Source organism: Methylomonas sp. HW2-6 (assembly GCF_052474525.1).
Window position 1 is genome coordinate 2,765,232 of sequence record NZ_CP184124.1, and the last position, 25,723, is coordinate 2,790,954.

The 25,723-nt window shown below is 55.4% G+C and carries 24 protein-coding genes and 1 tRNA gene; 22 read left to right on the forward strand and 3 right to left on the reverse strand.

The genetic code is table 11. The features are described from left to right. Positions 1-104 precede the first annotated feature (104 nt). Both ychF and ACH518_RS13640 read left to right on the forward strand, forming a co-directional pair. Positions 105-1,196: a redox-regulated ATPase YchF gene (gene ychF / locus ACH518_RS13635; RefSeq protein ID WP_278212108.1), complete on the forward strand. Its 1,092-nt coding sequence runs from the start codon at positions 105-107 to the stop codon at positions 1,194-1,196. Positions 1,197-1,250: 54 nt separating this feature from the next. Further along, a tRNA-Met gene (locus ACH518_RS13640) sits at positions 1,251-1,327 on the forward strand. 94 nt (positions 1,328-1,421) lie between these two features. On the opposite strand, the gene nadB is transcribed toward ACH518_RS13640, so the two are convergent. Then, a complete protein-coding gene (gene nadB / locus ACH518_RS13645) occupies positions 1,422-3,068 on the reverse strand; it encodes an L-aspartate oxidase (protein WP_445370477.1) in 1,647 nt (548 codons plus the stop codon). 129 nt (positions 3,069-3,197) lie between these two features. On the opposite strand from nadB, the gene rpoE reads away from it, so the two are divergent. From rpoE to ACH518_RS13690, 9 genes are read left to right on the forward strand one after another with little or no spacing between them, the layout of a single operon-like run. After that, positions 3,198-3,788, forward strand: a complete 591-nt coding sequence (rpoE, locus tag ACH518_RS13650) for an RNA polymerase sigma factor RpoE (RefSeq protein ID WP_140911532.1) — start codon at positions 3,198-3,200, stop codon at positions 3,786-3,788. Positions 3,789-3,798: 10 nt separating this feature from the next. Further along, entirely contained in the window at positions 3,799-4,302 is a 504-nt protein-coding gene (locus tag ACH518_RS13655; RefSeq protein ID WP_445370478.1) for a sigma-E factor negative regulatory protein, read from the forward strand. 4 nt (positions 4,303-4,306) lie between these two features. Continuing rightward, complete coding sequence (locus tag ACH518_RS13660; RefSeq protein WP_445370479.1) at positions 4,307-5,248, forward strand: MucB/RseB C-terminal domain-containing protein; 942 nt, start codon at positions 4,307-4,309, stop codon at positions 5,246-5,248. A 38-nt stretch (positions 5,249-5,286) separates the two neighbouring features. Continuing rightward, positions 5,287-6,690, forward strand: a complete 1,404-nt coding sequence (locus tag ACH518_RS13665) for a DegQ family serine endoprotease (protein ID WP_445370480.1) — start codon at positions 5,287-5,289, stop codon at positions 6,688-6,690. Positions 6,691-6,703: 13 nt separating this feature from the next. Beyond that, positions 6,704-7,612, forward strand: a complete 909-nt coding sequence (gene cysK / locus ACH518_RS13670; RefSeq protein ID WP_445370481.1) for a cysteine synthase A — start codon at positions 6,704-6,706, stop codon at positions 7,610-7,612. A gap of 41 nt (positions 7,613-7,653) precedes the next feature. Then, the gene (locus ACH518_RS13675; protein ID WP_445370482.1) at positions 7,654-8,901 is read left to right on the forward strand and encodes a hypothetical protein; all 1,248 of its coding nucleotides are present in this window, start codon (positions 7,654-7,656) and stop codon (positions 8,899-8,901) included. Next, a complete protein-coding gene (locus tag ACH518_RS13680) occupies positions 8,894-9,955 on the forward strand; it encodes a hypothetical protein (protein WP_445370483.1) in 1,062 nt (353 codons plus the stop codon). The genes ACH518_RS13675 and ACH518_RS13680 overlap by 8 nt, the downstream gene beginning before the upstream one ends. Further along, on the forward strand, positions 9,942-10,661 hold the full coding sequence (locus ACH518_RS13685; RefSeq protein WP_445370484.1) for a hypothetical protein: 720 nt from the start codon (positions 9,942-9,944) through the stop codon (positions 10,659-10,661). Before ACH518_RS13680 ends, ACH518_RS13685 begins: the two co-directional genes overlap by 14 nt. Positions 10,662-10,690: 29 nt before the next feature. After that, positions 10,691-11,233 carry a hypothetical protein gene (locus tag ACH518_RS13690; protein ID WP_445370485.1) on the forward strand — a complete coding sequence of 181 codons (543 nt, stop codon included), beginning with the start codon at positions 10,691-10,693 and terminating at the stop codon, positions 11,231-11,233. Here ACH518_RS13690 and ACH518_RS13695 read toward each other — a convergent pair. Together ACH518_RS13695 and ACH518_RS13700 are read right to left on the reverse strand one after the other, a co-directional pair. Continuing rightward, the gene (locus ACH518_RS13695; RefSeq protein WP_445370486.1) at positions 11,230-12,144 is read right to left on the reverse strand and encodes a carbohydrate kinase family protein; all 915 of its coding nucleotides are present in this window, start codon (positions 12,142-12,144) and stop codon (positions 11,230-11,232) included. The genes ACH518_RS13690 and ACH518_RS13695 overlap by 4 nt on opposite strands. 19 nt (positions 12,145-12,163) lie before the next feature. Continuing rightward, the gene (locus tag ACH518_RS13700) at positions 12,164-13,639 is read right to left on the reverse strand and encodes a RimK family protein (RefSeq protein ID WP_445370487.1); all 1,476 of its coding nucleotides are present in this window, start codon (positions 13,637-13,639) and stop codon (positions 12,164-12,166) included. A 106-nt stretch (positions 13,640-13,745) separates the two neighbouring features. On the opposite strand from ACH518_RS13700, the gene ACH518_RS13705 reads away from it, so the two are divergent. The 11 genes from ACH518_RS13705 to bamC all read left to right on the forward strand — a co-directional run bounded on the left by ACH518_RS13705 (position 13,746) and on the right by bamC (position 25,690). Continuing rightward, on the forward strand, positions 13,746-14,837 hold the full coding sequence (locus ACH518_RS13705; RefSeq protein ID WP_445370488.1) for a DUF2817 domain-containing protein: 1,092 nt from the start codon (positions 13,746-13,748) through the stop codon (positions 14,835-14,837). Beyond that, on the forward strand, positions 14,834-15,934 hold the full coding sequence (locus ACH518_RS13710) for a peptidase C39 family protein (RefSeq protein ID WP_445370489.1): 1,101 nt from the start codon (positions 14,834-14,836) through the stop codon (positions 15,932-15,934). The genes ACH518_RS13705 and ACH518_RS13710 overlap by 4 nt, the downstream gene beginning before the upstream one ends. A 98-nt stretch (positions 15,935-16,032) precedes the next feature. Then, complete coding sequence (locus ACH518_RS13715; protein WP_445370490.1) at positions 16,033-16,197, forward strand: hypothetical protein; 165 nt, start codon at positions 16,033-16,035, stop codon at positions 16,195-16,197. Positions 16,198-16,308: 111 nt separating this feature from the next. Next, positions 16,309-17,493, forward strand: coding sequence for an alanine transaminase (gene alaC, locus ACH518_RS13720; RefSeq protein ID WP_278212094.1), 1,185 nt, complete (start codon positions 16,309-16,311; stop codon positions 17,491-17,493). Between the two features lie 36 nt (positions 17,494-17,529). Next, positions 17,530-18,840, forward strand: coding sequence for a homoserine dehydrogenase (locus tag ACH518_RS13725; protein ID WP_445370491.1), 1,311 nt, complete (start codon positions 17,530-17,532; stop codon positions 18,838-18,840). Between the two features lie 3 nt (positions 18,841-18,843). After that, complete coding sequence (gene thrC / locus ACH518_RS13730) at positions 18,844-19,938, forward strand: threonine synthase (protein WP_445370492.1); 1,095 nt, start codon at positions 18,844-18,846, stop codon at positions 19,936-19,938. Between the two features lie 54 nt (positions 19,939-19,992). Then, entirely contained in the window at positions 19,993-21,738 is a 1,746-nt protein-coding gene (recJ, locus tag ACH518_RS13735) for a single-stranded-DNA-specific exonuclease RecJ (RefSeq protein ID WP_445372999.1), read from the forward strand. 8 nt (positions 21,739-21,746) lie between these two features. After that, positions 21,747-23,291, forward strand: a complete 1,545-nt coding sequence (locus ACH518_RS13740) for an ArnT family glycosyltransferase (RefSeq protein ID WP_445370493.1) — start codon at positions 21,747-21,749, stop codon at positions 23,289-23,291. Beyond that, a complete protein-coding gene (locus tag ACH518_RS13745; RefSeq protein WP_140910502.1) occupies positions 23,272-23,970 on the forward strand; it encodes a phosphatase PAP2 family protein in 699 nt (232 codons plus the stop codon). The genes ACH518_RS13740 and ACH518_RS13745 overlap by 20 nt, the downstream gene beginning before the upstream one ends. A 116-nt stretch (positions 23,971-24,086) precedes the next feature. Continuing rightward, the gene (dapA, locus tag ACH518_RS13750) at positions 24,087-24,968 is read left to right on the forward strand and encodes a 4-hydroxy-tetrahydrodipicolinate synthase (RefSeq protein ID WP_445370494.1); all 882 of its coding nucleotides are present in this window, start codon (positions 24,087-24,089) and stop codon (positions 24,966-24,968) included. Beyond that, positions 24,965-25,690: an outer membrane protein assembly factor BamC gene (bamC, locus tag ACH518_RS13755; protein WP_445370495.1), complete on the forward strand. Its 726-nt coding sequence runs from the start codon at positions 24,965-24,967 to the stop codon at positions 25,688-25,690. The genes dapA and bamC overlap by 4 nt, the downstream gene beginning before the upstream one ends. The last annotated feature ends 33 nt before the right edge of the window (positions 25,691-25,723 follow it).

The following is a 25,723-nucleotide window of genomic DNA, read 5'->3' on the forward strand; positions in this document are numbered from 1 at the left end:
CGAGGGTATCGGTTCTCAATTCGTAAAATCGCTGTATAATCCGCCGCCTCTCCAACCCGGCCATGTTGTGCCGGACATTCCTGTCAAATTTCGAAATTATTGCTATGGCACTTCATTGTGGAATCGTCGGCTTGCCCAACGTCGGCAAATCAACCCTGTTCAACGCGCTGACTAAAGCGACCATCGCTGCCGAGAACTATCCTTTCTGCACCATCGATCCGAATGTCGGAGTGGTTCCGGTACCCGATCCGAGGATGGATAAATTGGCTGAAATCGTCAACCCGGAGCGGGTATTGCCTACAACCATCGAGTTTGTCGACATCGCCGGACTCGTGGCTGGCGCCTCGAAGGGCGAAGGTTTGGGAAACCAGTTTCTCGGCAATATCAGAGAAACCGATGCGATCGTGCATGTGGTGCGCTGTTTTCATGACGATAACGTGATTCACGTTGCCGGTAAGGTCGACCCGGTCAACGATATTGAAGTCATCAATACCGAATTGGCCTTGGCCGACATGGCTTCGGTGGAAAAAGCCTTACAGAAATCGGCCAAGGCTTCCAAATCAGGTAACAAAGACGAGTTGGCCAGAAAGCAGGTGTTGGAACGGGTCCTGGAACACCTGAACGCCGGTGAACCGGTCCGCACCTTGGGGCTGAGCGAAGACGAAGCTAAATTAATTAAGGAATTGTGTTTGATCACGATCAAGCCCACCTTATATGTGGCGAACGTCCAGGACGACGGCTTCGAAAATAATCCGTTGTTGGATAAGGTAAAAAGCTTTGCCGATGGCGAAGGCTCTAAAGTGGTGCCGGTATGTGCTGCGATCGAGGCCGAAATCGTACAGTTGGACGACGCGGAAAAGGTCGAGTTTCTCGCGGATTTGGGCTTGGAAGAGCCCGGCTTGAACCGGGTGGTGCGAGCGGCTTACGAGTTGTTAAATCTTTCAACCTACTTCACAGCAGGGGTCAAAGAAGTCAGAGCATGGACGATTCCGGTCAATGCGCTGGCGCCGCAAGCAGCCGGCGTGATTCATTCGGATTTTGAAAAAGGCTTTATCCGAGCCGAAGTAATTTCGTATCAAGATTTTGTCAATTACAAAGGCGAACAAGGTGCGAAAGATGCCGGCAAATGGCGTCTGGAAGGTAAGGAATACAAAGTGCAGGACGGTGATGTGATGCATTTTAGGTTCAACGTTTGACAAGGTTTTGACGCGTCAGTATAATGATCGCTTGTTTCGTTGAACAAGATTTGTGGCGACATAGCTCAACCGGTTAGAGCGCGGGATTCATAACCCCGAGGTTCCAGGTTCGATTCCCGGTGTCGCCACCATTTAAAGCAAGGGCTTGAGATTTTCTCAAGCCCTTTTTTTATGCGCGTTCGTCGTCGTGCTGCCCGTGGGTAAGGCTTTGTCAGGGTTGGGCGATTATTGGTTGGTCTGTTCGGGGGTTAGTACCGTGTTAGTCGGGACGCGGCTGTTGTCCGGAGCCGGGTAGTCCTTGGTGTAATGCAGACCGCGGCTTTCCTTGCGTTGCTGCGCGCAGCGAATGATCAGTTCGGCAACAATTACCAAGTTGCGAAGCTCTAGGAGGTCGCTGGTAATGCGGAATTGGCCGTAGTATTCGGCGATTTCGTCTTTCAGCAACACGAGTCGATTCATTGCCCGTTCCAGACGCTTGTTAGTCCGGACGATACCCACGTAGTCCCACATGAAACGGCGTAATTCGTCCCAGTTGTGGGCTATCACTACTTCCTCGTCCGAGTCGCTGACTTTGGATTCATCCCAGTCGGGCAATGCTATCGGTTCCGGCAGTTGGTCGAAAATCCGCCGGATATCCTGGTTAGCTTGTTCGGCGAAAACCAGGCATTCCAATAACGAGTTGCTGGCCATGCGGTTGGCGCCGTGCAAACCGGTGCAGGCAACTTCGCCGATGGCGTATAAACCCGGAATGTCGGTACGGGCATTCGCGTCCGTAACGACGCCGCCGCAAGTATAATGAGCGGCCGGAACCACTGGAATGGGTTGCTGGCTGATGTCGATATCCAATTCCAGACACTGCATGTAGATGGTCGGGAAGTGCTTTTGAATGAACTCTCGGGATTTGTGGCTGATATCGAGATACACACATTCGATACCGTGCTTCTTGATTTCGCTGTCTATGGCACGGGCGACGATGTCGCGCGGCGCCAACTCCATACGTTCGTCGTAGCGGCGCATGAAGCGTTCGCCGTCCGGTAAAATCAAATGACCGCCTTCGCCGCGTACCGCCTCGCTGATCAAGAAAGAACGGGCAGTGGGATGATAGAGGCAGGTCGGATGAAACTGCATGAATTCCATGTTTGCCACTTTACAGCCCGCCCGCCAGGCTAGCGCGATACCGTCGCCGGTGGAAATGTGCGGATTGGTCGAATATAAATAGACCTTGTTGGCGCCGCCCGTGGCAAGTACCACGATCTTGGCCGCTATCGTCTTGATTTTTCCGGTTTTGCTGTCCAGAACGTAGGCGCCGCATATTCGCTGTTGCTCAGCCCCCAGCTTGGTCGCGGTGATTAATTCCACGACATTGTGGTATTCCAGCAAATTGATGTTGGGATGAGCTTTGGCCCGGTCGATCAAAGACAGCGATACGGCTTTGCCGGTAGCGTCGTCACTGTGTACGATACGCCGGTGGGAGTGTCCGCCTTCCCGGTTAAGATGCAACTGTTTTACACCGTCGGCGTCGTGTTCTTCGGTAAAGTTGACGCCTTGAGAGCGGAGCCATTCTATACTTTGCCGGCCTTGGGCGACGGTGAGGCGGACTATGTTAGGGTCACACAGCCCGGCGCCGGCGATTAAAGTATCCTCGATATGCGATTCGATGGAGTCGTGACGGTCGTCGAATACCGCTGAGATCCCGCCTTGGGCGTAGTAAGTGCTGCATTCGGTCAGCGCAAATTTCGCCAGCACTGCGACTCTAAACCGATCCGCCAAATGTAGTGCCAAGCTCAGTCCGGCGCCACCGCTGCCGGCAATCAAGACGTCGTAGTGAAGGTTTGCGTTTGGGACGGTATTGCTATGGGTCAAGGTCGTCAAGTTGATCAGCGAAGGAAAAAGTTCAAACCGGCCGGGAATAATATCTTGTTTTATCTGGCCGGCAATTTTTTTTGTATTGCCAGAACTAATAAGGTTTAATTCTGTCCATCTCATCAGAAAAATAGAGCAGTGAACGAACAAATTAGCAACACCGAAGATGTCGATCAGAGCTTGGTGCGGAGGGTGCAGCAAGGTGATAAATCCGCCTTCGATCTTTTGGTTTTAAAGTATCAGCATAAGATCGTCCACTTGGTGAATCGTTACGTTAAAGATCCCAGTGAAGCGCAGGATGTGGCACAAGACACCTTTATCAAAGCCTACCGGGCTCTGGGCGATTTCCGCGGAGAGAGTGCCTTTTACACCTGGCTTTACCGGATCGCGATAAATACAGCTAAGAATTATCTTTTGTCGCGCTCCCGTCGCCACTCCGATTATGAGATCGACGTTCAAGATGCGGAGCAGGTGGAAAACGCGCCGCAATTGAAAGATATAGAAACGCCCGAGCATCAACTGATGAACGAGCAAATTGTCGCTGTAATACGAGCGGCGATTGAAAATTTACCGGAAGAAATGCGAATAGCAATTACTCTCCGAGAATTCGAAGGGATGAGCTATGAAGAAATAGCCGAGGCTATGGATTGCCCTATCGGCACCGTGCGTTCGCGGATTTTTAGAGCCCGCGAAGCCATTGACCAAAAATTAAACCCATTGCTCGACTAAAGGTGTATCGATGCAGGAACAACTTAACGAAAAACTATCGCAATTCATAGACGACGAACTGGATGGCGCGCAATCGCTGGAGTTGCTGACGGCCGTTAGCGAAGACGACGCGCTGAAAGACAAGCTAAGGCGCTATCAAATTGCCAGTCAAGTGTTGAAAAGTAGTGAGTATTCGCTGGTGAGTAGCGATTTTGCCGACAAAATCCATCAGCAATTACGTCATGAACCGATTTATTTCATGCCGCGACAGAAAGCGGCGATAAAGTGGCAAAAAGCCGGGCTTGCGATCGCTGCATCTGCAGTCCTCGCCGTTGTCTGGCTAGCCAGTAAAGTCGAGCCTAGGCAAGCTAATCCGTTCAGTGCCGTCGGCGTGGTGGCGCATAGCGGTTCGGAGTCAACTGAAATGCACGCCCGTTTTAAGGACTATTTGCAGGCTCACGACAACACGCTTTACGTAAACACGGTGCAGGCGGCGCAACCTTATGCGCGGGTGGTGGGATATTCGCAGGAATAAGGACGTGAGATTATTACTGGTTGTTTTGATCGGCTTGATCGCCGAAACCGCTGCCGGCGACAATCTTACGGCGGTGCAATGGTTGGATAAAATGAATCTGGCGATGAAAACCCTCAATTACGAGGGTACCGTAATTTTCATGAAAAACGGCCAGATCGAAACCATGAAATATCGACATAGCGTCGATAACGGTGTCTCGCAGGAACGCTTATCTTCCTTGAACTCGCCGATGAGGGAGGTGACGCGCAAATCCAACGAAGTCACTTGTGTGTTCAAGGAAACCAGCGAAAAGGTGATTAACCACCATCCGTTGGACAGTTCTTTTATCATTAACATGCCGAGTAGTGCGGCGATGTTACAAAAGTCCTACAACTTGGAATTGGCTGGTCAGGAATCCGTCGCGATGTTGCCGGCGCAAATCGTTGCGGCGCAGCCGAAAGACCAACTGCGTTACCCGAGAAAAATTTGGATCAACACCCAAACCTTTCTGCCGTTGAAAATTGAAGTTTATGGCTTGGAAGGGCATGCTCTGGAACAAGTTATGTTCACCGACTTGAACACGCAGGCTGGAGCAGAACCCCTCAACGGCAATAACGTTGACGATAAGTTCCACACTAAACACATCCACAGCGCACAAGCCGAGCCTTTGGACAGCGCTACATTCGTTTTGAAAAATTGGCCTCAGGGTTTCGAGCCAGTCTTTTTTATCCGCAACTCGATCCAACAGTCGCAGAAAGCCGTAGACCATCTGTTGGTCAGTGACGGCTTTTCCACCGTTTCGGTTTACCTCGAAGCTAAGGAAGTCGACGGCATCAACGGTTTGCATAGTTTGGGAACTGTCAACTCTTTCAGCAAAGTGATAGACAATACCCAGATTACCGTGCTCGGCGAAGTCCCTGCGGAAACAGTCGAACTGATTGCCGACGGCATCGCGTTTCGGCAATAAACGTCTTCTTATATTTCATTCGTACGTTTGGAGATTACATGCTTAATAAGCTGTTTTATGGATTTCTTGTAATGCTTTTGGCGATCAACTCCGGTTACGCCCAACTGCCTGACTTTACCGAAATGGTGAAGACCAACGGCGATGCCGTGGTGAATATCAGCACCACCCAGAAAGCGACCGATTCGCAAGCCGGGGCCGACCCTCAGCAAATGCCGCAAGACATGCCGCCGGAGATGGAGGAGTTCTTCCGCCATTTCTTCCAGGGGCCGGGCCGAGGCTACACACCACGGGAAACCAATTCGCTGGGTTCCGGCTTCGTCATCTCCCGCGACGGCTATATCCTGACCAACCATCACGTGGTGAATAATGCATCGGAAATCGTGGTCAAATTAAAAGACCGCCGCGAATTGATCGCCAAATTGATCGGTTCCGACGAAAGTACCGATGTGGCTTTATTGAAAGTCGACGCTAAAGACCTGCCGGTGGTGGAAATCGGCGCACCCGACCAATTGCAAGTCGGCGAATGGGTATTGGCGATCGGCACCCCGTTCGGTTTCGACCAGTCGGTAACCGCCGGTATCGTCAGTGCCAAGGGCCGCAGTTTGCCGGACGGCAACTATGTGCCTTTCATTCAGACCGACGTGGCGATCAACCCCGGCAACTCGGGCGGTCCGCTGTTCAACATGCAGGGCAAGGTGGTCGGCATCAACTCGCAGATCTATAGCCGCTCCGGCGGTTACATGGGATTGTCGTTTGCGATACCGATAGACGTGGCGATGAACGTGGTCGACCAAATCAAAAGTAAGGGCAAGGTTTCGCGCGGTTGGTTAGGCGTGCAAATTCAAGACGTTACTCGGCAATTGGCGGAGTCGTTTGGCATGGACCGTCCGCACGGTGCGTTGGTATCGAAAGTGATTCCCGGCGGTCCGGCCGAGAAAGCCGGGATCCAGATTGGCGACATCATTGTCGAATTTAATGGCCAAGTCATCGAAACCTCAGGCGAATTGCCGCCGCGGGTAGGCATGACGCCGGTCGATGAAAAAGCTAAAGTCAAAATCATTCGCCAGGGCGACAAGCAAGACATTACGGTAAAAATCGGCTTGTTGCCGGCGCAGCAAAGCATGGCGGCTGCCGGACCGTCGGCGGCTCCGGAGACTGCGGTGAACCGGTTGGGGCTGGCGGTGGCTGATCTGACTGCTGAACAACGCCAACAGTTGCAGGTGGAAAAGAATGGGGTCCTGGTCCAGAAAGTCGGTAAAGGGATTGCCTTGGATGCCGGGATTCAGCCGGGCGATGTGATTTTGCGGATTCAAAACACCGTGGTGCGCGATGCCGCTGAATTCAACAGCATCGTCGCCAAATTACCGGTTGAAAAATCCATTGCGCTTTTGGTACAACGTAACGGCAGTCCGGTGTTCTTGGCTTTCAAAATCGAAAAATGATTGAGGTGACTCAATGCCTGCCGCCAGTAATGTAACTCAATTGATCGGCAACACGCCGTTGGTCAAATTGCAGAAAGTCGTCGAGGAAAACTCGGCGACGCTATTGGTCAAGCTTGAGTCGAGAAATCCCGGTGGCTCTGTAAAGGACCGCATCGGTTTAGCCATGGTGCAGGCGGCGGAAAAAAGTGGTCAACTGCGAGGTGGCGGGATCATTGTCGAACCCACCTCGGGCAATACGGGGATTGCGTTGGCGATGGTGGCTGCAGCCCGCGGTTACCGCTGCATTCTAACAATGCCGGAGACCATGTCGGTCGAGCGGCGCCAGTTGTTGGCACTTTACGGAGCGGAAATCGTATTGACGCCCGGTGCGGACGGCATGAAAGGGGCAATTGCCAAGGCGCAGGAGATCGTCGCCAACCATCCCGGTGCATTTATGCCGCACCAGTTTGAAAATCCGGCCAATCCTGAGGTGCATCGACAGACCACCGCTCAGGAAATTTGGTCAGCCACCGACGGTCAAGTCGATGCGTTCGTCTGCGGCGTCGGAACCGGCGGCACTATTTCCGGTGTGGCTGATGTTATAAAAAACCGGAATCCGCAATTCAAAGTGATTGCAGTGGAACCGGCCGAGTCGCCGGTCATTTCCGGCGGTAGCCATTCTCCGCACAAGATTCAGGGAATCGGCGCCGGTTTCGTGCCGAAGAATCTGGAAGTCGATTTGCTCGACGCAATCGAACTGGTTAGCACCGAACAAGCTTTTTCGATGCGCAAACGCTTAATCGAAGAAGAAGGCATCATGGTCGGCATTTCCTCCGGAGCCAGCGTTTGCGGCGCAGTCAGGGTGGCGGCGCAAATGGGGCCGGGTAAGACCGTTGTCACTATCGTCCACGACACCGGCGAACGTTATCTCAGCATGAGTTGAACCCGAATTCGGGTTTCACGCTGGTCATTAGAACAATAATTATGAACGACACCAGCAACAAGCACCGCCCCGGCGGGCCCGGCTATTTTCTGAATCGGATTCAGACTCTATTCGTCAGCATGCTGCGGATCTGGACGATACCCATCGTTCTGATGTTGAGCGTTTCCTCTGGTTTTACCACCTATTACGGTCTGTCGCATTTCATCACCCCGTGGATCGCGCTGGTGATCACCGTCGCCATTCAATCTATCATCGTGATTTGCTCGCTGGAGATGGCCGGGATTCATTGGACAGCCAACCGGATTCGATATTTCTCGGTGGTGGCGTCGTTGACCGTGGCGATCGCCGCCTCGATCACTTTTTCTTATTTCAAGTTTTACGAAATATCCGAGCGCGAAACTCTACACATCAACCGTCTGAATCAGTTGCGCCAGCAGAGCAAGGACTATCTTGACGCCGTAACCCAGCTCAAGAGCCGAATCTCGCTACAGCAAAAACAGGATTTGGATAAAGCCTCGCTCGACGCCAGCCAAGCCTATTTCGGCACCCATAATCAGATCGGTCCCGGCTACAAGAATCAGGTGGGCGAAGGCCCGTTCTGGCGGCATTACAACCAGATTTACCAGGAAAAAAAGCAGGCGTTGCAACAGCAGGAGCAAACCTTCCGCGAGCTGGACGAGCACATCCGCCAATTACACATAAATTTGAATCAGCTGGATGTGAGCAGCGACGAAGCTGCCTACGCCCAATTTTTGAAGCACTACCAGGATATCCAACTGGGCGTGAACCAATTGGCCAGCAGCATGGGCGTGAGTCCGCCAGATGCGCCGTTGCCGATGACCTTCAAACAATTCGTCGAGGACGTGAAACCGTCGTTTGCGATGTGGCGCGGATTTTCCTGGTTCGCTTTCGTCTGCGCGGCCATGGTGGATTTTTTTACCGTGCTGCTGTCGTACCGATTGGAGTTCACCGCGCCTGGGCCATTGACGGTGCAGGAGGAAGAATTGGTATTCGAATGCCTGCGCCAGTTCACCGAGTTTCGCATCAACCAGAATGACGAGCTGGAAATGGTGATCGAAAAATCCGATCTGGAAAAGGCCCGGCGCTATTCGGATTGGACCCGGATGTTTGTGGTCGGCCTTCTCCTTAGCCGCGGATTTTTGCGCAAAGTGGATCACCGTACTGTGGAATTCGCGCCCAACCTGTATCCGTTGGTTGCCGAGAAAATGTCGGATAAAATCGCGGCTCTGAAACAAAAGGCGCTCACTGCGCCGGCCGGCCATGAATAGCTCAGTATCGGAACTGGATGCCTGGCTCACCGGCAGCGATCTGCAGGATGATTTAGGTGCCGATGACAGCTACTGGTTGGCCGGTTTCGATGCCGACCGCCAAGTGGTGCTGGTTAAGTTGGGGCCTTATCAACAGCTGTATTTGCGGCCAAAGCAATTCATCAGGCGCTTTTACCACACGCTTTATCCGCTACCGGTCGAGTCCTGGCCTTACCGCCGGCAGATAACGCTGTTCGAAGGGTTTTGCACGCTGGACTTGGCGCTGGATTTGCGGTTTCAGGCGACATTCGATTACGCACTGAAAAATGCCGAATTGTTGCCGGATATCAACGCCCATATCCGGAATGTCTACGCCGCTATGGTCGAGGATGCCGTCAATCTGGAGTTGCAGACTCTGGCCGACGGCAACTGGGTCAATACCGGCCTGGCCGATGCCGAAAAACGCATCGCCCAACGCATCAACGAATTATTGGCGCAACAGCAGATTCAGTCTTTGGCGGTTTGCAGGTTGAACGCCGGTTTTGCCGAATTTCCCGATGTCCAGTTGGGACGCGACGCCGTTTACGTTAACGTGCTGAAAAAAACCTTCGAATTGAACCAGACCAAAAATCTGGAGTTGTCGCGACAACAGCGCTTGCTCGAAGAAGAGGAAATTCACGAAAAACGCCAGCAACTGGAACATTTGCGGCGGATGATTGATCTGGACCAACAGATGCAGGCGCTCGAAGCCGAAAAACAGCGGCGTTTGGCTGAAGACAAATTCGAGCAATTGACCCAGCAACTGGCAATCGAAAAACGGCTGCATGCCGAACAACTCCGGCACGATACCGAGTTACAGGAAATGCGCTTCGAAGCCGAATTGCTCAGCCAGGAAAAACGCCAGGTCCGGCAACGTAGTGCCGAGAACCGGCAATTGACCGACCAATTGGCGCACCGGGCGGGATTGCACGAGCAAGAAGTCTTGGCCGAACTTCGTATGCAGCAGCGGGCGCGAACTTTGATGCAGGAACACGATTTGGCAGAGCCAACAGGAGGCGAGCATGGAGAGGCTTAATACGAAGCTATTGATCGTCGTATTCGGCGTATTGATGGCAATGTTGAGTGGTTGCAGCGTCAACGCACCGTTACAGTTTCGCACCGAAATCGATGCTTTGGCCGCGCCCGGCGCAACGATCGGCAACCGTTTTCTGGTATTGCCGGGCAATCCGGGCGGTAACGAGCAGGATTTGCAATTCATCGAATTCAAAGGCTATATCGAAAAGGTACTGGCTAACCGCGGCTTCGTCAAAGTGGCGACAGCTCAGGACAGCGATCTGGTGGTGTTTCTCGGCTACGGCGTCGGCCAGCCGGAAGTTCACCAGTACGCTTACGACGTGCCGATGTGGAACGATTGGGGCTACTTTTACCCGTACCGAAGATCATTTTATTACCGTGGGTTTTATCCGGGTTTTGCCGGCACCGGATATACCCAACGCATCGACACGTACACCACTTTTCGCCGCTATCTGACCTTGGAAGCCTGCGAAACCGGGCCTTATTTGACGCAGCAGCAACGCAAACAATTGTGGAAAACCAGCGTGCAGAGCAGCGGCGCCAGTAACGATTTGCGCTTGGTGTTTCCTTACATGGCTGCCGCGATGCAAGGCTATATTGGCGCCAATACCGGCCATATGGTGACGGTGGATATCGACGAAACCGATCCGTTGGCGCGCAGTTTATTGGGGCCGCTTCCGGCCGCCGCAGCGCTGCCGCCGCGTTAAAACACAATAATCACAGTCAGGAGCTCGCCATGAACAGATCGAACCTTTGCCGATACGGATTGGCCGTCGCTATCGGCCTGCTGAGCGAAACCGCATTTGCCGCCAAATACAACTTGGAACCGGGCGATGCGGTGCTGACCAATTGCCGCGACATTTACACCAAAGGCGAAATCAAGGCCAAAGTCGACGACGGCTACACCGTGCATTTTCCGAAGCACAGCGGACCTATTCATTGTCCGCCCTTCCGCTGGCATGCGGAGTTTGTATTACCGTTCCAGTCGGTGCCGGAGTATCGCCTGCAATTTCTGGGCGGGTTGAAACGCGATATTGTGTTCAAGCTCGGCGAACCGGTGACGTTTCGGGTGGAAACCGACAAGCGCGTCGTCAAAAACAGGAATTCGATCGATATTGACGCCCAAATCACCGATATCAGCGCCAACGGTGCGATTGCGGTCAAATTGCTCAGTACCGACCCGGAAGCGGCCGCGACTTTCTGGCAATGGATAGGCGGCAATTACGTCGATTTGCGCCACAAATACTTGGAACCGGAGCGGGCCAAGCGTTCTCGCTAAGGCGTCGGTTCGCTTTGCCACCGTTGCAACAGCGCGCGGTGGGCCGCCTTATCGGGTAAGCCGGGGCGGGCGCCCAAGCGGGTGCAACATAACGCGCCGGCGGCACTGGCATAACGCAGCAACTCGGGCCAGGCCAAACCGGCCGCCAAACCGGCGGCGAAGGCGCCGTGAAACGCGTCTCCGGCCCCGGTGGTATCGATCGCCGTGACCGGCGGCGCGGCCAAACGGCCTGCTTCCTGACCGGCCCGCCAAACCAGGCCGCGTTCGCCCAGCGTGACGACCACCCAGGGTGCAATTTCCGCCAACCCCGACAGCGCCGCGTCAATGCCTCCGGAATGCTGAAGCGCAAATTTTTCCGAACATACCAAGTAGTCCATTTTGTCCAGCAAGGCTTCGGTGCCGGAATGTAACGATCCGGCATCCAGAACGGTCGGAATCTTTTCGGCGGCGCAACGCTCCAGCAAGCGTGCTGAAATATGCGGCTCGTGGCCGTCGCACAACACCACTTTGGGCCGGATCACCCCGAAGTCCACACTGTCTGCCGGTAGCGCTCGCGTGTCGCCTTTGTAATTAATCAACGCGCGCTTGCCGTCGGGCTTGACCAGTACCGCCGACAATGGCGTCGGCGAGTCGCCGCGGACGATGCAGCAGGTATCGACCCCATGGCTTAGCAATTCGCTTAAATGGCTATCGCCGTAGACGTCGTTGCCCAAATAGCCGCTGAATCCTACGCGGTAACCCAGTTTCGCCACCACGACCGCGGCGTTTGCCGCCGGGCCGCCGCCGCAGCCGAGCAAAGCGTCGGCCACCGTTTTTTCGTCGGCTGCGGGATGGTGCGGTACGCTGAACACCAGGTCGTAGCTGGCATGGCCGACGCAAAGTACATCCAAATCAATCAAGTCCGGTTCCATATGCAGGTGCGGTTAGCGTTTAATCCAGGCCTTTGCTGCGGTTTTCCATCCGCCGCAACAATTCGCCGATGATGGCTCGGTACAATTCTTCGCCTAAATATTTGTCTTCGACGCCGCTGTCGATGCTGGGGTTGTCGTTGACTTCGATCACATAGCCCTTGCCGTTGATTTCCTTGACGTCGACGCCGTAGAGGCCGTTGCCGATCGGCTGGGTGGCTTTCAACGCCGCGTCCAGCACCGGCTTCGGTACTTCGAAGGTCGGCAGCGTGGCGAAATTGCCGCTGTCGGTGCGGTTGGTGCCGTGGCGGTAAATCTGCCAATGGTTTTTCACCATGAAATAGCGGCAGGCATACAGCGCTTTGTGGTTGAAAATCCCGATTCGCCAATCGAAATCGGTGTAGAGAAACTCCTGTGCCAGCAATAAAGCCGATTGTTCGAACAATTCGGCGACCTTGGTTTCCAGTTCGGCCCGGTTATTGACTTTGACGATGCCGCGCGAAAACGAGCCGTCCGGGACTTTAACGACGACCGGAAAGCCGGCGATGGCTTCCAGCTTGTCCAAGTGCTCGGTGTTACCCTTATGCAGAATCCAGGTTTTCGGCGACGGCACTTTATGGGTACGGAACAGATCGGCCAGATAGACCTTGTTGGCGCAACGCAAAATCGAGGTCGGGTCGTCGATCACCACCAAGCCCTCCGCTTCTGCCTTTTTCGCGAAGCGGTAGGTATGGTGGTCTATTGCTGTGGTTTCGCGGATGAACAGGCCGTCGAACTCGGGCAGGCGGCCGTAGTGGTTGTGGGTGATCAATTCCACGTCGACACCCATTTGCCGGCCCACCGCGATGAACTTCTTCAGCGCGCCGCGGTTACTGGGCGGCAGGGCTTCCGCCGGATTGATCAAGATCGCCAGATCGAAGCGGGCATTCTTGCGGGCCCGGCTTTTACGCCAGACTTTTTTGCTGAAGCGGTCCAGAGCCTCAGCAAACAGGGTTTGCATCGTGTCGTCCAACTGGCTGGGCGAAACCGCTTTCAAATCGGTGATTTGCCACTGCTGTTCCAGGCTCAGCGTGATTTCCAGAATCGGGCAGGCAAAACGTTCGAACAACAAGCGGGCCAGTTCCTGGAACGCCGGTTCCGGTGTCGTGCCGAAATAACTGTACAGCCGGTATTCGCCGGTCTGATGCTGGTGCTTGAGGGCGCGGGCCAAGGGCTGGTTCAAATCCTCCAGCTGCAGTCGGTACAACGCATTTTTGCCCAGATCGTTGATGATCTTCACCGAGGGAATCACGTGGTGATTACGGGCTTCGGCCAGCAACGAGCAATAGTAGCCGTCCGACAGATAGCTGTAGCTGCTGCACAGATTGATAACCCGCACCCGTTGGTCGGGGTCGGTCTGTTCCATGGCCAGATAGGTTTCGAAACTGACGACCTGCTCGCTGGGATAATAAGGGTTCCAGTCGGAAAGATTGTCGACGACCAGCAGCGTACTTGCCATGTTGCTCAAACTCGGTGGGTTGGGGAGGCTGAATTTTGAAACCAGACAGGTTTTTAAACAAGGAGTAATATTTCTGCTTTATCCGACCGAGGCTGCTTGCTGCGAAATGTCCTATTCCTATGCCGATATCGATGCCAGCGTTTTTCCTGCCAGTTATGCCGAAGCCAGGCAACAGTGGTTACAACGGGTGGCCGCACTCGATTGCCCGATGCAATTGCAGGCGTTTCCCTGTTCCGGCCTCGGGCCGGACGGCGAAGCGCTGATAACCGATAGCGTCTGGTTGGGCGATGCCGATGCGGCCAACGTCGTGGTGGTATTGGGCGCCACTCACGGTATTGAAGGATTTGTCGGTAGTGCCGGCCAAATCGATTTGCTCGATTCGTTGCGGGCCGGGCGGGTAGTCATGCCACAGACAAGCGCGGTTTTGTTGGTACACGCATTGACACCCTGGGGTTACGCCTGGCTGCGGCGTTGCGACCGGGATGGCGTCGATTTGAACCGGAACGCGGTGGACTTTTCGGCGCCGTTGCCGGAAAACCCGGATTACAAGCGGCTGCGACAGGTCATATTTCAGCCCGACGCCGAGCAACGCCGCCAGGCCTTCGCCGATTATGCAGCGCAATACGGCCGGGTCGCGTTGGAGCAGGGCATCAGCGGTGGCCAATACGCCGATCCGGAAGGCCCGTTCTACGGCGGCCGGGCTCCGGCACATGGCCGCTTGGTGTGCGAAGCATTGATCAGCAAATATGCGCTGCAGCAGCGGCGGTTGGCGGTCATCGACTTGCACAGCGGGCTGGGGCCTTACGGTTACGGCGAAATCATTTGCGACCACGCGCCGGACAGTCCCGGTGCGGCAGTGGCCAAGCGTTGGTATGGCGATTCGGTGACCTTGCCGCTGGCCGGTACTTCGAGCTCGGTGCCGAAGCTGGGCCTGTTGGATTATCTGTGGCACGCGGCGATGACGCCGGAAAGCTGCTATGTCACTTTGGAGTTCGGCACCTTCAGCACCGACCGTTTGTTCGAAACCCTGCTGCGCGACCACTTGATCTGGGCCCAGGACGGGAACGGCGCCGAACGGCAGGTGCACGCCCAGCTCATGCTGGCTCACTTTTGCCCGGCGGCAACGGCCTGGAGAGAAATGGTGTTGTTCCGCATCCGCCAAGTGATCGGTCAGGCTTTGCCGGGAGTCTCGGTTTGAATATCGGCTTGCGGCCGGCGCAAAACGCCGATCTGGCGGCCTTGGTCGCTCTGGAAAACGCCAGTTTCAATACCGATAAATTGAGCCGGCGCAGCTTCAAACACTGGTTGGCCAGCGAGCACCGGGCGTTGTTACTGGCTGAATACGATGGTCAAACGGCCGGCTATATCCTGATCATTTACCATCCCGGTACCCGGCTGGCGCGGATTTATTCGTTGGCCGTGGCGCCGCAATTGCGCGGAAACGGTATTGCCAAGGCCTTGATGCTGGCCGGCGAGCAAGCGGCCGAAGCCGACGGCCGCCTGTATTTGCGGCTGGAAGTCAGCGTCGATAATTTGCCGGCAATCGGACTTTACGAGACCTTGGGATACAAAAAATTCGGCCTGTACCGCGACTATTATCAAGATCATAAAGATGCCTTGCGCTACCAAAAGCGCATTCGCCGTTACCACGACCAGCCGCAGCAGCGACCGGTACATTGGCTGCGGCAAACCACGCCGTTTACCTGTGGGCCGGCCTCTTTGATGATGGCGCTGCACGCGTTAAACAAGCAGTATTTGCCGTCGCGGGAAGAGGAAATCGAAATCTGGCGCGAAGCGACGACGATTTTTATGACCTCGGGCCACGGCGGCTGCCATCCGTTGGGGCTGGCATTGGCCGCAAAACGCCGGCAATTCGCCGTCGAGGTTTGGATCAACCAAAGCGGACCGCTGTTTATCGACAGCGTGCGCAGCGAGGATAAGAAACAGGTGGTCGAATTGGTCGACAACCGCTTCAAACACCTGGCGGCCGAGCAGGGGGTCGCCGTGATTTACGCCAATATCACCCAGAACGATTTGACCGCCGCCTTCGAGGCCGGAGCGATTCCGTTGATTTTGATCAGCACCTTCGCGATGGATCGCAAGAAAACCCCGCATTGGGTGGTCATGAGCGGTTTCGATAAAGACTGCCTGTACATGCACGATCCTGATCCGGAAGAGGGCCGGCAAAGCGAGCTGGACTGCCAATTCATTCCGATCGCGCGTGAGGATTTCGACCGGATGTGCTGTTTCGGCAAGAGCCGTTTGCGTACCGCGGTGATTGTCAAAGCCGGTTGACCCGTGTCAGGCCGCGCCTAACAATTTCGCAGCGCATTCTCTTCCGCCGCGGCAGCGGCTAAAATACGCCACTTTCAGCCAGCGGAACCGAAACCGAAATGCATCCCTCTGATCGAGACGAACACAAAAAAGTGAAAAACATTGCCGCCATCGTTTACCTGTTGGTGTTGGGGTTTCTGGTCGGCGGTTCTTATCTGCACCAGCAACGCACGGAAACGGCGGCGGCTAGACCGGAACTTGCGGCGAAACCTCAGCCGCAATAAACCCTGAATCCCGGATATTGCCCGGCGAATTGACATCGCCAGGCAACAACAGTAACTTAGCCGGCTTTCTCAAAAAAGCCGTTCGCAAAATCTGACCAACAAGAGCCGTTAATGGAAGAATTTCACCGCATCAGCCGTCTGCCGCCTTACGTATTCAACATCGTCAACGAACTGAAAGCCAAAGCGCGCGCCGCGGGCGACGATATCATCGACTTCGGCATGGGCAATCCCGACCAACCGACGCCGAAGCACATCCTGGACAAGATGGTGGAAGTGGCGCAACGCGGAGACACCCACCGTTATTCGGTATCAAAGGGCATTCCGCGCTTACGCAAGGCCATTTGCGGCTGGTACAAAAAGCGTTTCGACGTCGATCTCGACCCCAATACCGAAGCCATCGTCACCATCGGCTCGAAAGAAGGTTTGTCGCATCTGGCATTGGCAACTCTGGGCCCTGGCGATGTGGTATTGGTGCCGAATCCGGCTTATCCGATCCATCCCTACGGTGTGGTGATCGCCGGTGCCGACATTCGCCACGTGCCGCTGACTCCCGGCGTCGATTTCTTCGCCGAATTGCAGAAAGGCATCGACGAGTGCTGGCCGAAGCCGAAAATGCTGATTTTGAATTTTCCGGGCAATCCGACCTGCCAGTGCGTGGAATTGGACTTTTTCGAAAAAGTCGTCGCCATCTGCAAGGAACATAACATCTGGATCGTGCACGACATCGCCTATGCCGATATCGTGTTCGACGGCTATGTCGCGCCGTCGATTCTACAGGTGCCGGGTGCCAAGGACATTGCTGTCGAGTTTTTCACCCTGTCCAAAAGCTACAACATGCCGGGCTGGCGGATCGGTTTCATGTGCGGCAATCCGACCTTGGTTTCGGCATTGACCCGGATCAAGTCGTATATGGATTACGGCGCATTCACGCCGATCCAGGTGGCGGCGATCACCGCGCTGGAAGGCCCGCAGGATTGCGTGCAGGAAATCTGCGACATGTACAAATCGCGCCGCGATGTGTTGTGCGACGGCCTGAACGCGATGGGCTGGCTGGTCGAAAAACCGAAGGCGACCATGTTTGTCTGGGCCAAAATCCCGGAAGCCTACCGCGAGATGGGCTCGATCGAATTCGCCAAAAAACTGATCATTGATGCCAAAGTCGCGGTATCGCCCGGCATCGGCTTCGGCCAATTCGGCGACGACCATATCCGTTTCAGTCTGATCGAAAACGAGCAACGCACCCGCCAAGCCTTGCGCAGCATCCGTAATATGCTGAAAAAAGACAACGTTGTATAATCGCCCGCCGTTTTGGGTAAACAAAAGGAGTCGGATTTGAAGCCGGTTAGAGTTGGAGTATTGGGGCTGGGCACCGTCGGCGGCGGTACCGTCAACGTGTTGAAACGCAATGCCGAAGAAATCGCCCGCCGTGCCGGCCGCGAAATCGTCGTGACGCGGGCGTCGGCACGTGAGTTGAATCGCGCCCGCATCTGCGATACTCAAGGCATTGCCTTGACCACCGATCCATTCGAAATCGTCAACGACCCGGAGATCGACGTCGTCGTCGAGCTGATCGGCGGCTACGACCTGGCGAAACAACTGGTGTTGACCGCGATCGCCAACGGCAAACACGTCGTCACCGCCAACAAGGCGCTGATCGCATTGCACGGCAACGAGGTGTTCGCCGAAGCCAGCAAACAAGGCGTGATGGTATTGTTCGAAGCGGCCGTGGCCGGCGGTATCCCGATCATCAAAGCCATCCGCGAAGGCTTGGCCGGCAACCGGATCAAATGGCTGGCCGGCATCATCAACGGCACTGGGAACTTCATTCTGACCGAAATGCGCGACAAAGGCCGCGATTTCGACGACGTGCTGAAAGAGGCGCAAGCCCTGGGTTACGCCGAAGCCGACCCGACTTTCGACGTCGAAGGCATCGATGCCGGCCACAAGCTAACGATTCTGGCTTCGATCGCGTTCGGCATTCCGCTGCAATTCGACAAAGTCTTTACCGAAGGCATTACCAAGATCACCCGGCTCGACGTGGAATATGCCGAGGCCCTGGGCTACCGGATCAAAAACCTGGGCATCGCCCGCAAAACCGACGACGGTATTGAGTTGCGGGTGCATCCGACCTTGATTCCGAAACGGCGCTTGATCGCCAATGTCGACGGCGTCATGAACGCCGTGCTGGTATGCGGCGATGCGGTCGGCCCGACTTTGTATTACGGTGCAGGCGCCGGCGCGGAACCGACCGCCTCGGCAGTCGTCGCCGATTTGGTCGACGTCGTCAGAGCGATGACCAGTGACCCGGAAAACCGGGTGCCGCATCTGGCGTTTCAAGCGGACGCCATCGCCGACATTCCGGTGCTGCCGGCCGACGCGATCAAAACCGCCTACTACCTGCGGTTGACCGCCGAGGACAAACCCGGCGTGTTGGCCGACGTCAGCCGCATTCTGGCGGCGCACCACATCAGCATCGAAGCCCTGATTCAAAAGGAGCCGCCGGCAGGCGAAACCTCGGTACCAATCATCATGCTGACTCAGCAGACGCTGGAACATGAAATGAACGCGGCGATTGCCGACATCGAAGCCCTGGCCACCGTCAGCGGCAAAGTCGCGCGCATTCGCCTGGAAACCTTAGGATAAACAATGGCAAAACCCACACGCTACACCGGCCTGATCGATCGTTACCGCGACCGTTTGCCGGTCTCCGACGATACCCGGATCATTAGTCTTTGCGAAGGCGACACTCCGCTGATCCAACTGCAAAACATCCCGCGCCTGATCGGCAAGGATGTCGACATTTACGTCAAGTTCGAAGGCCTGAATCCGACCGGTTCGTTCAAAGATCGGGGCATGACCATGGCCGTGACCAAAGCGGTGGAAGAGGGTAGCCAAGCCATTATCTGCGCCTCGACCGGCAATACCTCGGCGGCGGCGGCGGCCTATGCCGTGCGCGCCGGCATTCGCGCCTTCGTGCTGATTCCGGAGGGCAAGATTGCGTTGGGCAAATTGGCGCAGACCATGATGTACGGCGCCAAGATCATTCAGATCAAAGGCAACTTCGATGCCGGTATGGCGATAGTCAAGGAAATCGCCGACCATGCGCCAGTGACCATCGTCAATTCGATCAATCCCTATCGGCTGGAAGGTCAAAAAACCGCGGCGTTCGAAATTGTCGACGCCCTGGGCGATGCGCCGGATTTCCACTGCTTACCCGTGGGCAATGCCGGTAACATCACCGCCTACTGGAAGGGTTATAAAGAATATTCTAGCGACAGTGCGACGCACAAAGCCGTGACCAAAAAACGTCCGGTGATGTGCGGTTATCAAGCCGCCGGTGCCGCGCCGTTTCTGGCCGGCCACCCGATCGAACACCCCGAGACCGTCGCCACGGCGATACGGATCGGCAATCCGCAATCCTGGGACGGCGCCTGGACCGCACAGAAACAATCCGGCGGCTGGTTTGCCTCTTTCACCGACGAACAAATCCTGGCAGCGCAAAAAATGCTGTCTGCTTACGAGGGCATCTTCTGTGAACCGGCTTCAGCGACTTCGTTGGCCGGGGCCTTGTTCGACATCGGCAACGGGAACATTCCGGAAGGCAGCACCATCGTTTGCACCCTGACCGGCAACGGTATCAAGGACCCGGATACCGCGATCGCCCAATGCCGGGACGACCAGCCGGTGACGGTCGAAGCTACCCTGGACGCAGTGAAAAGAGCGATTCTGGATAACATGTGATCCTGGCATTGTTCCCGCAAAAGCCGGCTGCAGCCGGCTTTTTTATTGGCTGATATGTATCTGCAAAGCGTAAAAAAAGTCATCGTTCCCCGCCCGGAGCAGGTTAAAAATCCGCATTTCGGCGAGATGGATCCGGTGTTGCAACGGATTTTCAACAGCCGCGGCATTCAAAATGCGGAGCAACTCGACCGCGGCTTGGCGCGTTTGCCGTCGCCCTGGTTGTTGTCCGGCATGAAAGCCATGGCCGAACACTTGCTTGCCGCCTTGGAGAGGCAAAGCAAAATCACTGTGGTGGCCGACTTCGATGCCGACGGCGCCACCAGTTGCGCGTTGGCATTGAAGGGCTTGGCCTTGTTGGGGGCGGAAAACCTGGATTTCGTGGTCCCGAATCGCTTCGAATACGGTTACGGTTTGACACCGGAAATCGTTGAGCTGGTAAAACGGCAGAATCCCGATGTCATTCTTACCGTCGATAACGGCATTTCCAGTATCGACGGCGTCAAAGCCGCGAAAGCCGCCGGCTTCACGGTACTGATCACCGACCACCATTTGCCCGGCGCAGAACTGCCGGCAGCCGACGCCATCGTCAACCCGAATCTGCCCGACGATAAGTTTCCCAGCCGCAATATCGCCGGCGTCGGCGTCATGTTTTATATCCTGATGGCGTTGCGCATTCGTCTGCGGGAAACCCATTGGTTCGAAAAACGCCGAATTGCCGAACCCAATCTGGCCCAACTACTCGATTATGCCGCTTTAGGTACTGTGGCCGACGTGGTGGCGTTGGATCAGGTTAACCGGATTCTGGTGCATCAGGGTCTGTTGCGGATTCGTTCCGGCCAATGCCAGCCAGGCATAAAAGCCTTGGTGGAAGTCTCCGGCAAGTCCCTGTCAGGCATACACGCCAGCGATTTGGGGTTTGCCGTTGCGCCGCGGCTGAACGCTGCCGGACGGATGGATGACATGACCCTGGGCATCCAGTGCCTGTTGACCAACGACGCCGGCTTGGCACGGGATATCGCTGAACAATTGCATGTGCTGAACCAGGACCGCAAGGAAGTGGAAGGGCAGATGAAAACCGAAGCCATGGCTTTATTGGCCGAGATGAAGGCTTTGGACGAGCAGCATGTTCCAGCCGGGGTTTGCCTGTTCGACGCCAATTGGCACCAGGGGGTGATTGGGATTCTGGCGGCGCGGATCAAGGACCGCGTGCACCGGCCGGTGATTGCGTTCGCCCCGGCCGAGAACGGCGATATCAAAGGCTCGGCCCGGTCGATTGCCGGCGTGCATGTGCGCGACGTGCTCAGCGACATCGCCGCCAAGCATCCGCAGATTTTGACTAAATTCGGCGGCCACGCGATGGCGGCCGGCTTGACCATAAAGCTGCACGATTATCCGCATTTTGCGCTGGCCTTCGCCGAAACGGTGGCGGGCAAACTGGCAAACGTCGACTTGCAGCAGAAGGTTTATTCCGACGGCGAACTCGACGAACGCCATCTGAGCTTGGAATTCGCCGAAACCTTGCGCCAGGCCGCGGTGTGGGGGCAGGCGTTCCCGGAGCCGGAATTTCATGGCGTGTTCGACGTGATCCAATGCCGTATCGTCGGCCAGCAACACCTGAAATTTGTGTTGCGATTGCCGTTCGGCGGGCAACTATTGGATGCGATTGCCTTTTTCGCCGATCATCCGGAAAAATGGCTCGGCTGCCGCAAAATCAACGCGGCGTACAAATTGGACATCAACGAATTTCGCGGTCAACGCAGCCTGCAACTGTTACTGCACTACTTGGAAAAATGGGAGTGAGTTGGCCGATGACTGAAAAAGTTTTGCGCTGGATCGAGACCTACCCGGTTGCCCTAATTCTGACGGCTTTGGCGGTGCGCGCCATATTTTTGTTGGCAAACGGGCTGGATTTGATCGGCGACGAAGCGTATTACTGGGACTGGTCGCGGCGGCCGGACTGGTGTTACTACAGCAAACCGCCGATGGTGGCTTGGCTGATCGGCCTGTCTACCTGGTTACTGGGCGATTACACCGTTGCGGTGCGAATGCCGACCTTGGTGTTGGGGACGGTATTTCTCTGGTTTTTTTATGCGACGGCACGCGCTTTTTACGGCGGCCGCGGCGGGGCCTTGGCCTTGTTGTTGATTTTGGCGACGCCGATCAATGTGCTGGCTAATTTTTTGATGACGATCGATCCCCCGCTTTACTGCTTTTGGATCATCGCGATTTACCATTTGCGCCGCGCCCTATTCGATGGTCAAGCGCGGGCCTGGTTATGGGCCGGCTGCGCCAGCGCAGCGGCTTTGCTCAGCAAACAGGCGGCATTGGCCTTGCCGGCGATGTTGCTGATCTTTCTGGTCACCGATAGCCAGCGCCGCCATCTGCTGAAAAGAGAATTTCTGTTGTATTTATTGCCGATTTTGGTCGCTGCCGTGCCGATCCTGTGGTGGAACCAGCAGCACGATTGGGTCATGTTCGGCCACAGTCGCAGCCACTTCGGCAATCATGAGCCGGTCCCGATTGGCAAGCACGTGCAATGGGCGCGGGATTTTCTGCTGTACCAAATCCTGTTGATATCTCCGGGGATTTTCGTATTGCTGCTGCTCAGCAGCCTGCGGGTCGTGTTCAAGTTCGGCAAACTCGGTGCCGAGCAGCGCTTTCTGCTGCTGATGGGGCCGGCCTTATTATTAGGGGTGTTGCTGTTGAGTTTTCTGCAAAAGGCTCAGGGCAACTGGCCGATGCCGTTCTATTTTACCGGACTGATACTATTGGCCGGCGAACGCGCCGCCGGTTACTGGCGGCGCAGCTTGAAATACGCGCTGGCTTTCGGTTATTTGATGGTGATTACCACCTACGCCTTACCGATTCTGTTGCAGGCGTTCAATCTGCAAAACACGGCGCTGGATCCGACCAAACGCTTCAAAAGCTGGCGGGAATTGGCGATCGATGTCCATTTCGAGCGATTGATTAGTGTGCCGAGTGTTGAGGACACGTTTTTGTTGGCGCTAGGCCACCGTTATCTTGCCAGCGAACTGGCGTTTTATCTGCCGGACCATCCCCGGACTTACCGCTTCGAAACCAGCGGCGAGGTCAGTAGCCAATATGAAGTATGGTCAGGACCGGTCGAGTACATCGGCAAAAATGGTTTTGTCATCGCCGAACAAACTCGCGACTCGTTGCCGCCGGTCTTGACGACGGCATTTGAGCGGTTTCGGTTCTTGGCGGAAATAGCGAATCCGGATCGGCCGGGGGCGAAATACTATTTGTACCTCGGCGAAAACTTGAAATTCTGGCCGGACCCGGTCAGCCCTGGATTAACTCACAAGGATGCCCATGTTACATCGGACAATTAGGCGCGCCCGGCGCGAACTGGCGATATTGCTAATACTGGCGGGACTCACCACATTGCCGTTTTGGTTTAGTGATTTGGATCTACGTCTGGCCGGATTGTTTTACCGGCCCGACAGCATCGGCGATGTTTGGCCATACCAGCATTGGGGGCTGTGGGAAGTTTTGTACGACTACGCGTTTCCGTTCACGGTATGTGCCGGCACCATTGCGCTGATTGTTTATATCGCCAGCCATTTTCATGCTTATACCCGCAGGTTCCGCTTGCGAGCGTTATATATTCTGTTGGTGATTGCCATCGGTCCCGGATTGGTGGTCAATTTGATCTTCAAAGACCATTGGGGGCGAGCCCGGCCGGTGCATGTCACCCAATTCGGCGGCGAGCATCAATACACGCCGCCGTTGAAATTCGGTCATACCCCGGATAAGTCCTTCGTCTGCGGCCATTGTTCGGTCGGATACAGCTTCTTCGTGCTGTATTTTTTATCGCAAAACCATAAGCTGCTGTATTTTGGATTGACACTGACTTTGGCTTGGACGCTGGGCTTTACCCGAATGACCTCGGGAGGGCATTTCGTGTCCGATATTTTATGGTCGGGTTACTTGGTGTTTCTGGTGGCTTATGCCTTGTACTATGGCTGGTATGTGCGGGTTGCCAAATTGCATCTACGCCCCGAGCGTTGACTGTAGCGCCCTTCGCGGCCAACTTGTTTGCCGGCCGGGCCGATTTAACAGGCTGAGTTTTCAAGGCCGGCTTGATATAATGCGTCGGTTTTAGTTCACCTTAACGAGAGATTTGCATGATTCAAGGTAGTATCGTTGCGCTGATTACCCCGATGATGGAAGACGGTGCGGTGGATGAAGCCAGCTTAAAAAACCTGGTTGAATTTCATATAGAGCAGGGCAGCGACGCACTGGTGGCGGTCGGCACCACCGGCGAATCGGCAACTCTCGACGAAGACGAACACTGCGCGGTAATCAAATTCGTGGTTGATTGCGTAGCCGGCCGGATACCGGTGATTGCCGGTACCGGTGCCAATTGCACCCGCGAAGCGATCCGTTTGACTGAGCGGGCCAGACAAGTCGGAGCGGACGCCTGTTTGCTGGTGACGCCGTATTACAACAAGCCGACTCAGGAAGGTTTGTACCTGCATTACAAGGCTATCGCCGAGGCAGTGGACATTCCGCAAATTCTGTACAACGTGCCCGGCCGTACCGGTTGCGATTTATTGCCGGAAACGGTAGGCAGGCTGGCCAAGATCGACAACATCGTCGGCGTTAAAGAAGCTACCGGTAAACTGGAACGCGTCAAACAAATCCGCGATTTAACCGACGCATCGTTTGCGCTTTACACCGGCGACGATGCCACCAGCTGCGAATTTTGCCTGATCGGCGGTAACGGCAGTATCACCGTGACCGGCAACGTGGCACCCAGGCTGGTGCACCAAATGTTGGCGGCGGCAATGCGGGGCGATAGAGTCGAAGCCGAAGCGATTGACGCCCACCTTACCGGCCTGCACCAGGCCTTATTCATCCAGTCAAATCCAATTCCGGTGAAATGGGCTGTTGCGGAAATGGGTTTGATCGGCAAGGGTATTCGCCTGCCGCTAACCTGGCTCAGCGCGGAATGTTTCGACACCGTGAGAGCTGCGATGCGGCAAGCTGGCGTTTTGCCCTCATGAAATCGACGAATTTTCTACGGTTGGTATTTACCGGCGCTTTGGTCAGCCTTATGCCGGCCTGTAGTTATGTCAAAAGCTGGTTTCCCGACAAAGAGCGCGATTACCAATTCACGACCGAAATTCCCGAATTGGTGATCCCGGACGATCTCAAACGCAAAACCCTGGCTGCGCCGCCCGCTGCTGCGGTGGTGGCGAAGGCGGAAACGGTTGCCGCTGCACCCCCGCAACCGGTTCCAACGAAATCGGAAGAGGCGGTTGCCCAGGCAAGGCAGCCGACCGAGTCGGTTCGGCCTGCCGAAACCTCTGTACCTGCGCCGCGTCCGGCAGCCACAGCCAATGTCAGCAGCTTGCAAATCGACCAATCCGCGCAGCAAGCCTGGTGGCTGGTAGGCAAGGCCTTGAGCCGGCAAAAACTGGAGGTCGTCGAACGCAATGTCGATAAACGCTATTTCTTCGTTAAATACGACCCGAACGCCATCAAGCCGGACGACGGATCGTTTTTGGATGAAATCAATTTCCTGTTCGGCGACGATCCGAGCCGTGAACAGGAATACAGAATAAGCGTCAACGAGTTGGATGCCCAATCGGCCGAAGTCACCGTGCAAGACGAAGCGGGCACCACGCTGTCCAACGACGTCGCCACCTCTTTACTCAGATTAATTACCGACGGTATCAAGCAGGATATGTCGGCGGAACCCACGGAAGCGCCGGCGGAGAAATAGCCGTTTGCGCTAAGTTCGCGTTTGGCGGCTACG